9 protein-coding genes, 1 rRNA gene and 1 pseudogene (1 of these 11 running past the window's edge) are annotated in these 8,114 nt (G+C 50.2%); 9 read left to right on the forward strand and 2 right to left on the reverse strand.

Translation table 11 applies throughout. The features are described from left to right. The first annotated feature begins 62 nt into the window (after nucleotides 1–62). The 6 genes and pseudogenes from SIL79_RS07240 (at nucleotide 63) to hemF (ending at nucleotide 5,349) form a co-directional block, all read left to right on the forward strand. Nucleotides 63–1,162, forward strand: a pseudogene (locus SIL79_RS07240) (LysM peptidoglycan-binding domain-containing protein). Beyond that, nucleotides 1,159–2,262 carry a DNA-processing protein DprA gene (gene dprA, locus SIL79_RS07245; protein WP_452580132.1) on the forward strand — a complete coding sequence of 368 codons (1,104 nt, stop codon included), beginning with the start codon at nucleotides 1,159–1,161 and terminating at the stop codon, nucleotides 2,260–2,262. Before SIL79_RS07240 ends, dprA begins: the two are co-directional and overlap by 4 nt. Before the next feature lie 2 nt (nucleotides 2,263–2,264). Then, nucleotides 2,265–2,741 (forward strand): DUF494 family protein, encoded by a 477-nt coding sequence (locus SIL79_RS07250; RefSeq protein WP_025889803.1) that lies wholly within the window; start codon nucleotides 2,265–2,267, stop codon nucleotides 2,739–2,741. A gap of 458 nt (nucleotides 2,742–3,199) precedes the next feature. Further along, nucleotides 3,200–3,763 (forward strand): DNA topoisomerase family protein, encoded by a 564-nt coding sequence (locus SIL79_RS07255; RefSeq protein ID WP_025889805.1) that lies wholly within the window; start codon nucleotides 3,200–3,202, stop codon nucleotides 3,761–3,763. Nucleotides 3,764–3,845: 82 nt separating this feature from the next. Next, nucleotides 3,846–4,409, forward strand: coding sequence for an L-threonylcarbamoyladenylate synthase (locus SIL79_RS07260; RefSeq protein WP_039035705.1), 564 nt, complete (start codon nucleotides 3,846–3,848; stop codon nucleotides 4,407–4,409). A gap of 25 nt (nucleotides 4,410–4,434) precedes the next feature. Continuing rightward, on the forward strand, nucleotides 4,435–5,349 hold the full coding sequence (hemF, locus tag SIL79_RS07265; RefSeq protein ID WP_071476708.1) for an oxygen-dependent coproporphyrinogen oxidase: 915 nt from the start codon (nucleotides 4,435–4,437) through the stop codon (nucleotides 5,347–5,349). Nucleotides 5,350–5,382: 33 nt separating this feature from the next. Here the strand turns inward: hemF and SIL79_RS07270 are convergent, their stop codons facing one another. Further along, the gene (locus SIL79_RS07270; protein ID WP_319619962.1) at nucleotides 5,383–5,814 is read right to left on the reverse strand and encodes a group II truncated hemoglobin; all 432 of its coding nucleotides are present in this window, start codon (nucleotides 5,812–5,814) and stop codon (nucleotides 5,383–5,385) included. A 124-nt stretch (nucleotides 5,815–5,938) separates the two neighbouring features. Between SIL79_RS07270 and aroE the strand changes: the two genes are divergently transcribed. Both aroE and SIL79_RS07280 read left to right on the forward strand, forming a co-directional pair. Then, nucleotides 5,939–6,760 carry a shikimate dehydrogenase gene (gene aroE / locus SIL79_RS07275; RefSeq protein WP_319619096.1) on the forward strand — a complete coding sequence of 274 codons (822 nt, stop codon included), beginning with the start codon at nucleotides 5,939–5,941 and terminating at the stop codon, nucleotides 6,758–6,760. After that, a complete protein-coding gene (locus SIL79_RS07280; RefSeq protein WP_101096729.1) occupies nucleotides 6,757–7,029 on the forward strand; it encodes a DUF1488 family protein in 273 nt (90 codons plus the stop codon). The genes aroE and SIL79_RS07280 overlap by 4 nt, the downstream gene beginning before the upstream one ends. A gap of 5 nt (nucleotides 7,030–7,034) precedes the next feature. Here SIL79_RS07280 and SIL79_RS07285 read toward each other — a convergent pair whose 3' ends face one another. Beyond that, a complete protein-coding gene (locus tag SIL79_RS07285; protein ID WP_101096730.1) occupies nucleotides 7,035–7,586 on the reverse strand; it encodes a gamma carbonic anhydrase family protein in 552 nt (183 codons plus the stop codon). A gap of 452 nt (nucleotides 7,587–8,038) precedes the next feature. Here SIL79_RS07285 and SIL79_RS07290 point away from each other — a divergent pair. Beyond that, nucleotides 8,039–8,114, forward strand: a 16S ribosomal RNA gene (locus tag SIL79_RS07290) (it continues 1,469 nt past the right edge of the window).

The following is an 8,114-nucleotide window of genomic DNA, read 5'->3' on the forward strand; positions in this document are numbered from 1 at the left end:
TTAATTTTAATCCTTAGCGGCTATCAATAACAGCAAAAGCTCTTACTAATGAGCCAGACAACATGGAAGCCCCCATGAAACGGTTAATTTTACTCGCGTTACTGACATTTAATTGCACCTTCGTTGCAGCAGATACCCTGACATTAAAACCCGGTCATCCTGATACTTATGTGGTCAAGAAAGGCGATACCCTTTGGGATATATCGGCACTGTTTCTCAAAGACCCCTGGCGCTGGCCCAAACTTTGGGGCGCCAATCCCCAGATAGCCAATCCACACCTTATTTATCCCGGCGATCGATTGACGCTGGTGTTTATTGATGGTGAACCCAGATTGGTCAATAAACCTCATGTTCGCAAGACTCCCGCCGGAAGAGCTCAGCCCAAAGGTGGCGCCATTCCCACGGTGGATTTGGCTTTGATCCAGCCCTATCTGGTGCAGAACCGGGTGGTCGACCCTGAGTGGTTCAAGGAACAACCTATGGTGCTGGGGGGGAAAGAGATTCCCGTCACCATGTGATGGACGACATTATTTATATCCAGGCCAATCTGCCACAGGGCGATAAGGTCGGGATGTATCAGCCCGGGCGCGAATTTACCAATAAGGAAAGCGGCGAGTTGCTGGGTCAGGAAGTGATCCTCAGTGCCAGCGGCCGAGTGGTGGAATCGGGTGAAATTTCCAAGGTGAAGCTGCTTAACAATTTCCGTGAAACCAAAGCCGGTTTCAGAGTGTTGGCGATAGAGGATGACTCCTTATTGTCAGCCTACTTTATTCCCAAGGCCAGTGATTTAGAGGGCGCCAAGGTGTTGGCATCTGAACGTAAAATTCGCGCCATGGGTAAACTGGATGTGTTTTATCTGGACCGGGGCAACCGTGAAGGTGTTGAGCCCGGCGATGTGTTCTCTATCTATAAGGACGGTGCCGAGGTGGTGATCAACGGCGAGGGTATCCCGGTACCGCCGACCGAACGCTCCGCTTACGACAACTTGATGGCCAAGATGGGCTCAGACAATGCCGTTAAACTGCCCGACCTCTATCGCGGTCAGGTAATGGTGTTCAAGGTATTCGACAAAACAGCTCTCGGGCTCATCATGGTGAATGAAAGCCCTGTCAGGGTAGATGATCTTTTGGTCAGGCCTGACACATTATTGAAAGGTGAATGACGCATAATAGTCTGGTTGATTGGCTGGTTGTCGCTGCGGTATCTGGACTGGGACCCCTCCGGATAAGGCAATTACTCTTGCACATGGATGTGGCTGAGTTGAGACAGAGGCTGGAACATGAACCCCAGTCTTTGCCAATAAACCAGACACAGCTCCAACGCTTGGAGTTGGCTCCTGAAAAAGTTGACCAAGCCTTGCAATGGCAGCAGGGTGCAGAGGGCAGATATCTAATCTGTCCTGACGATCCTTTTTATCCGCCTCTCTTGAAACATATTCCTGACTTTCCTCCGATTTTGTTCGTCAAAGGACAGGTTGAAACCCTGCTGCAACCCGCGCTGGCCATGGTCGGCAGCCGAGATGCCAGCCGCGCCGGTTTGTCGCTTGCCTGGCAGTGGGGCGCCGAACTGGATGCCTTGAACATCAGCGTATGCAGTGGTATGGCTGCCGGCATAGATGGCGCAGCTCACCGGGGAGCCTTATCGGCAACCGGCAAAACCATTGCGGTACTAGGTACCGGAATTGACGAAATTTACCCTCGAAGGCATAGGGTTCTTTATGATGATATTCAAGTACATGGTGCAGTTATCAGTGAACTTTGGCCCTCCGTCGGTGTATTTCCCGGGAATTTTCCCAAACGAAACCGTATAATCAGCGGCCTTGCAATGGGAACCTTGGTGGTAGAAGCTCGTCGGCGCAGTGGTTCACTGATCAGTGCTCGCCTGGCATCAGAGCAAGGTCGAGAGGTTTTTGCAGTTCCAGGTTCAGTTATGGGCGATGAACACCAGGGATGCCACGATTTAATTCGTAATGGGGCAAAACTTGTGGAGTCGGTGGCCGATATAGTGGAAGAGTTGGCGCCTTTATGTAGCTGCCACCTTGAAGACTTGCGCAAGAGTCACCATATAAAACCAAGTGAGAACTCTGAGTTGCCATTTAAAACGCTGTTAGCTAGTGTAGATTATGAGACCACACCTTTGGATGTGGTGGTTGAGCATAGTGGAATAACGTTGGATCTGGTGTTGGAACAATTGCTTGAACTTGAGTTGCAAGGTTGGGTTGCCGCAGTACCCGGTGGTTACGTTAGACTTAAGAGGAAATAGCCATGTTTGATATCCTCATGTATCTGTTTGAAAACTATGTTCATAGTGAAGTTGAAATGTTGGTCGACGAAGATGAGTTGACCAAAGAACTCACCCGTGCCGGTTTCCATCAGTCCGAAATCATCAAGGCGCTTTCCTGGCTTGAGCGGTTGGCCGAACTGCAGGAGAGCGATACTCCCTACCTTAGAGGGCATACTCAACATTCCTTCCGCATCTACACCAAAGATGAAATGGAGAAACTGGACGTCGAGTGCCGTGGTTTCCTATTGTTCCTGGAGCAGATTCGGGTATTGAATGTGCAAACCCGGGAAATGGTTATCGATAGGGTGATGGAATTGGACGAGCCAGCTATGGTGTTGGAAGACCTCAAGTGGGTGATTCTGATGGTATTGTTTAATGCGCCCGGTAATGAGTCTGCCTATGAGCAGATGGAAGATCTTATCTTCGAGCAACCAGAAGAAGGTCGATTACACTCCTGAACGGCAGTTTACATTCGACAATCTCAGCACGGATAGTATGGCTAATGTGAAGTGGTTTTATATCGCTCTGGCACCAAACGAGATGTGCTGAGATTCTTGAGCAAAAAGAGCAGCTGCAAGATATATGTGCCGTTATTGCCTGTCTTGGCCGGTATCAATTCAATTCGCTTTCAGGATATTCTCAGAAAGTTGGGCAATCTTTTTGGCTGCAGTTATCTTCATTTCCCCATTGTCTGAATACTTCAATTTTTATCATTCCGCAAAAGAGAGCGATAAGCCTTTCTGAAAAAGACCACGACAGTTTCCAACCTATGTAACTTTTTCCTGAAGTGAAGGCTATTTCACTATCTGTTCTTGCCGGCTGAGTCTTTCAGTGAGTGTGGTCATCAACTCGACTCCCTTTATCCGTGTGGCGCTGGTAAAATGTTCGCCTAACTCTTTTAACAGCGAGATGTGTCATGGCCAAGATAGACCAGCAGTTGTTCAATGCTCGGGCGCACGCGCTCGAAAAAGAATATGAACTTTGTCCCAAGTGCGGCAGTGAGCTCTCCGTGCGCCACAGTAAGCATGGTGGCTTCATTGGCTGTAATAATTATCCAGCGTGCGATTACACCCGGCCTTTGGTGCAGCACGAATCCATCGACTCTCAGCCTATTCCCGGCTCCGAGTGTCCCCAGTGTGGTCACGAGTTGGCGGTCAAGTCGGGGCGCTTTGGTATTTTTATTGGTTGTACCCAGTATCCGCAATGCACCCATATCGAGCGACACGACCAGCAGGAAGAGGCTGAAAAAGTGCCTTGTCCTCAGTGTAATAGCGGAGTGCTTGAGCATAGAACCAGTAAGTTCGGCAAGAGCTTCTATGCCTGCAGCAACTACCCCAAGTGCAAGTTTCTGGTGAATTTTCCTCCTCGGGCAGAGGCTTGTCCTGAATGCGGTTTCGGTATTCTGGTAGAGCGCAAGGGCGCTGCCGGCGACAGACTGGAATGTCCCCGTAAGGAATGTAAGTACAAGCGAACTCTGTGATCCGGCTCAATATGTGACTATAATCACCTCCGCTGTCGCCGAGGGCGCTCAGCCGTCTTTGTCTCTATAAAAGGTACTCTCAATGCTGCACTTGCTCGCCGCCAGGAGTAAGCAACTGCTTCTGGATGGAGGGGTCATAGCGTATCCCACCGAAGCTGTTTATGGTTTGGGATGCGATCCCGATAATGAAGCCGCCGTTTCCCGAATTCTCGACATCAAACAGCGTCCCTGGCACAAGGGGCTTATCATGGTTGCCAGTGACTATCGGCAGTTGCAACCCTATCTGGACGAGTCTCAACTGAGTGATGAACAACTGCAGCAGGCGTTTGCCAAATGGCCCGGACCTTTTACCTTTGTTATGCCGGTGCGTCAGGGAATGAGCCAACTGCTTTGTGGTCATTTTGATTCTATTGCCGTCAGGGTGTCGGCCCATCCGGTTGTTCGGGAGTTGTGTGATACCTTGGGCAAGCCGCTGGTATCCACCAGTGCCAACTTGGCGGGTGAGTCGCCGGCTCTGACAGTGAATGATATTGAAACAACGTTTGCCGGGCAGATAGATGCCCTTATCGAAGGAGAGTTGGGGCAGCAGCGCCAACCTTCCACCATCATAGATATTCGCAGCGGCCAGATCCTGCGTAATGGCTAATAATTCCAAGCAAGAAGGAGCGAGCATGACGGCACCTGATTCTCACCAGGTAAAAGCATTCTTGATGCAACTGCAACAACAGATTTGTGAAGGACTGGAACGACTGGACGGCAAAGCTGAGTTTACTACCGATGCCTGGAAACGGGCCGAGGGCGGTGGCGGTATCAGTAAGGTACTTAACGGCGGTGACGTGTTTGAACAGGCCGGGGTGAACTTCTCCCATGTAGAAGGCGCGGCCATGCCTGCCTCGGCAACGGCACACAGGCCTGAGTTGGCCGGACGAAGTTTTGAAGCTATGGGGGTTTCACTGGTTATCCATCCGCGTAATCCCTATATTCCTACTACCCATGCCAATGTGCGCTTCTTTATTGCCCGCAAAGAAGGTGCCGATCCCGTCTGGTGGTTTGGTGGTGGCTTCGACCTGACTCCCTATTACCCCTTCCTTGAGGACGTACGCGAATGGCATCAGCAAGCCAAAGCGATTTGCGAGCCTTTCGGCGAAGCGGTATACCCCAAGTACAAAAAATGGTGCGATGAGTATTTCTTCCTGCCACACAGAAACGAAACTCGCGGTGTCGGTGGCCTCTTCTTCGATGACCTCAATGAAGGTGGCTTTGAGCAGTGCTTTGCTTTCATGAAGGCTGTTGGAAATGGCTTCTTATCTGCCTATGCCCCCATTGTTGAGCGGCGTAAGGATACCGAATATGGCGAGCGTGAACGTGAGTTCCAACTGTATCGCCGTGGTCGCTATGTAGAGTTCAATCTGGTCTATGACAGAGGAACTCTATTTGGGCTGCAAACCGGCGGCCGAACCGAGTCAATACTCATGTCGATGCCGCCCTTGGTTCGCTGGCAATACGCCTATGAACCCGAAGCCGGCTCTGCCGAAGCAAGGCTCTACAGTGACTTTTTACATCCCAGGGATTGGCTCACCGAATAGTTAGTAAGGGTAACCAATAAGCCTTTCTTTGGCTTATTGGTTACGCATATGGTCTGCTAACTGAGCGATAGCATTGAAAATCACCTTTCTGTGTTCGGGATCCTTCAGATTGGCCTCCAGTGAGGCCCTCATACATAACAGCCACTGATCACGCATTCTTTCATCAACGGCAAACGGCATATGTCTGGCTCTAAGCGCCGGGTGGCCATATTTGGCTTGATACAGCTGAGGCCCTCCCAACCAACCACTGAGAAATTCATATAACTTCTGTTCCGATTGTGTCAGCGGAGCCTGATGTATGGACAAAAGTTCCTGAGTATCCGGCCGCGTTTGCATTTGCTGATAAAAGCTCTTGGCTATGGCGCGTATCGTTTCGTCGCCGCCAATCAGATCATAGGCGTTGGACTGAGTGGGGTCCCGCTCGGCCTCGGGTTTACGATTGAGAATTTTCTTTAGCCAGTTCATTTTGTGTTGAATCTTGTTGTCGATTTTGGCGCCAGTATACACTGAAAACCCCATAGGTCGGCAGCCTTGCCTGGCCTTGGGCCGCTGAGTAGACTGATACATCTTCCATTGCTCTGGAGCACAGATGACCGACAGCTATGCCGTCTTTGGCAATCCCATTCAACACAGTAAATCACCCGCTATCCATGCAGCTTTTGCCGTTCAGACTGGGCAAAACCTAAGCTATCAAGCGATTCTGGCGCCAATCGATGACTTCAGCGGCAGTGTCACGGCTTTTTTTGCTGCCGGGGGGATGGGCGCCAATGTCACTGTGCCTTTCAAGGAACAAGCCTTTCAACTCTGTGATGAGTTGAGTCAGGAAGCTGAAACCGCCGCCGCAGTGAATACCCTGATTAAACTGGATGATGGCAGAATTCGGGGTGACAATACCGATGGCTACGGCTTGGTGGCCGATCTCAGTCGTTACCTGATACTGAAGGATAAAAAGGTCTTGCTGCTCGGCGCTGGTGGGGCTGCCAGGGGTTGTCTGCTTTCTCTGTTGGCGGCCGGTGTCGGCCATATTGATATCTATAATAGAACATACAGTAAGGCCGAGGTGCTGGCGGCTATTGCGCCACAGCAATTACAGGCGTTGAGGCGAAATGAACTCTATGAGGGTTATGATCTCATTATCAATTCCACCTCAGCCAGTTTACATGGTGAGTTGCCGGATATTCCCGTAACCGTGGTTGCCAATCATAGCTATTGCTACGACATGATGTATTCGGCACAAACAACCGCGTTCAATTGCTGGGCTGCCGAGCAAGGGGCGGCAAAAACACTGGATGGGTTAGGAATGTTGGTGGGACAGGCGGCTAGAAGTTTCTATTTATGGCGAGGTGTCATGCCCAAAGTTGAGCCTGTACTCGAGAGTCTGCGGCAAGAATTAAAAGGAGAGGCCTCATGAATCAGGGGATCATCTTCAGCGACTTGTGTCAGTGGCAAGCCGAATCAAACAGGCTCAAGTTTATGGCCCAGCAGCAAGGGGTCAATATTCCTTGTTATGTTGGCTTACAACGTATGCAGCAAATAAGTGGCAAGGTTGTTCTCGAAGAGCAAGAGATCCTGAGCCTGTTTGAACAGTGGCGCTTCGACTTCGAAGATGAAGCCGAGGCGCTGATTGAGCAGGAATGCTTCAATGAGTCAGGTGAGATAGAGTTACCTGAGTCAGTATAACTTTCTTAGTCAGTACTACTTTGCTCGGCCAGGTACTCATCTTTAAGGCGGACATAGTTGTCTGCCGATTGTGGCAGAAATTGGCGTTCGGCCTCGGTCAAGGGGCGGGCTTGTTTGGCCGGGCTGCCTATATAGAGAAAGCCACTCTTTAGTACCTTACCGGGAGGCACCAAGGAACCTGCACCTAAAATCACATCGTCTTCGATGATGACGCCATCCAAAATAATGGCTCCCATGCCAACTAATACTCGATTACCTACCTTGCAACCGTGAAGCATGGCTTTGTGCCCTATGGTGACATCATCGCCGATGAGCAGCGGGTGTCCTTCGGGGTTGGCCGGAGACTTACGGCTAACATGCAGGACTGTGCCATCCTGAACACTGCTGCGTTTGCCGATGCGAATATGATTGACGTCACCCCGGGCAGCCACCATGGGCCAAACGCTGGCGTGCTGATCCAAAAAGATGTCACCTACCAGAACCGCAGCTTCATCAACATAGACGCCTTCGGCCAACTTTGGCTTGGTACCTTGGTAAGATCTGAGAGAATTGGCCATAAAAAGTCCTTAAATGAATGGTTTTCGCCATTATAAAGATTAAAAAGTGGCAGGTCAGGACAAATTCTCAGCAAGTAAGCCAAAAATAGCAGTTTTCTTTTAAAAAGCCCTTGCACAAAAGTTCAGGCTCCCTATAATGCGCTCCCACTGACACGGCACAGCGGCAACGCGAAAGACGTGACAGGGTCGAAGAAAAGAGGCTTTTGAGTCCTTTCAACGACAGGCGAAAAAAGATGGTAAATACCTCTTGACGCCGCAGCAGGAAAGCGTAAAATACGCAGCCCTGACCCGATGACCACAGCGTCTAAGGGATTGCTCTTTAACAAGATAAACAAGCAAATCTGTGTGGACACTCACAGGCATTGAGAAATCGACAAAACGATTTAACTCGATGAAGAGTGTTCATACGAACAGAATTCATTGAGCAGAACCTTCGGGTTCAACCAAAACTTTAATTGAAGAGTTTGATCATGGCTCAGATTGAACGCTGGCGGCAGGCCTAACACATGCAAGTCGAGCGGTAACATT

The sequence above is a fragment of the Shewanella indica genome (assembly GCF_033842865.1).
In the GTDB taxonomy this organism is placed as follows: domain Bacteria; phylum Pseudomonadota; class Gammaproteobacteria; order Enterobacterales; family Shewanellaceae; genus Shewanella; species Shewanella indica.

Bases quoted from the DNA above. Each gene is read 5' to 3' on its own strand.
- SIL79_RS07285 (WP_101096730.1), bottom strand. From the start codon at position 7,586: ATGGCCAATTCTCTCAGATCTTACCAAGGTACCAAGCCAAAGTTGGCC.
- dprA (WP_452580132.1), top strand. From the start codon at position 1,159: ATGACGCATAATAGTCTGGTTGATTGGCTGGTTGTCGCTGCGGTATCT.
- SIL79_RS07260 (WP_039035705.1), top strand. From the start codon at position 3,846: ATGCTGCACTTGCTCGCCGCCAGGAGTAAGCAACTGCTTCTGGATGGA.
- SIL79_RS07270 (WP_319619962.1), bottom strand. From the start codon at position 5,814: ATGAACTGGCTAAAGAAAATTCTCAATCGTAAACCCGAGGCCGAGCGG.
- SIL79_RS07250 (WP_025889803.1), top strand. From the start codon at position 2,265: ATGTTTGATATCCTCATGTATCTGTTTGAAAACTATGTTCATAGTGAA.
- hemF (WP_071476708.1), top strand. From the start codon at position 4,435: ATGACGGCACCTGATTCTCACCAGGTAAAAGCATTCTTGATGCAACTG.
- SIL79_RS07280 (WP_101096729.1), top strand. From the start codon at position 6,757: ATGAATCAGGGGATCATCTTCAGCGACTTGTGTCAGTGGCAAGCCGAA.
- aroE (WP_319619096.1), top strand. From the start codon at position 5,939: ATGACCGACAGCTATGCCGTCTTTGGCAATCCCATTCAACACAGTAAA.
- SIL79_RS07255 (WP_025889805.1), top strand. From the start codon at position 3,200: ATGGCCAAGATAGACCAGCAGTTGTTCAATGCTCGGGCGCACGCGCTC.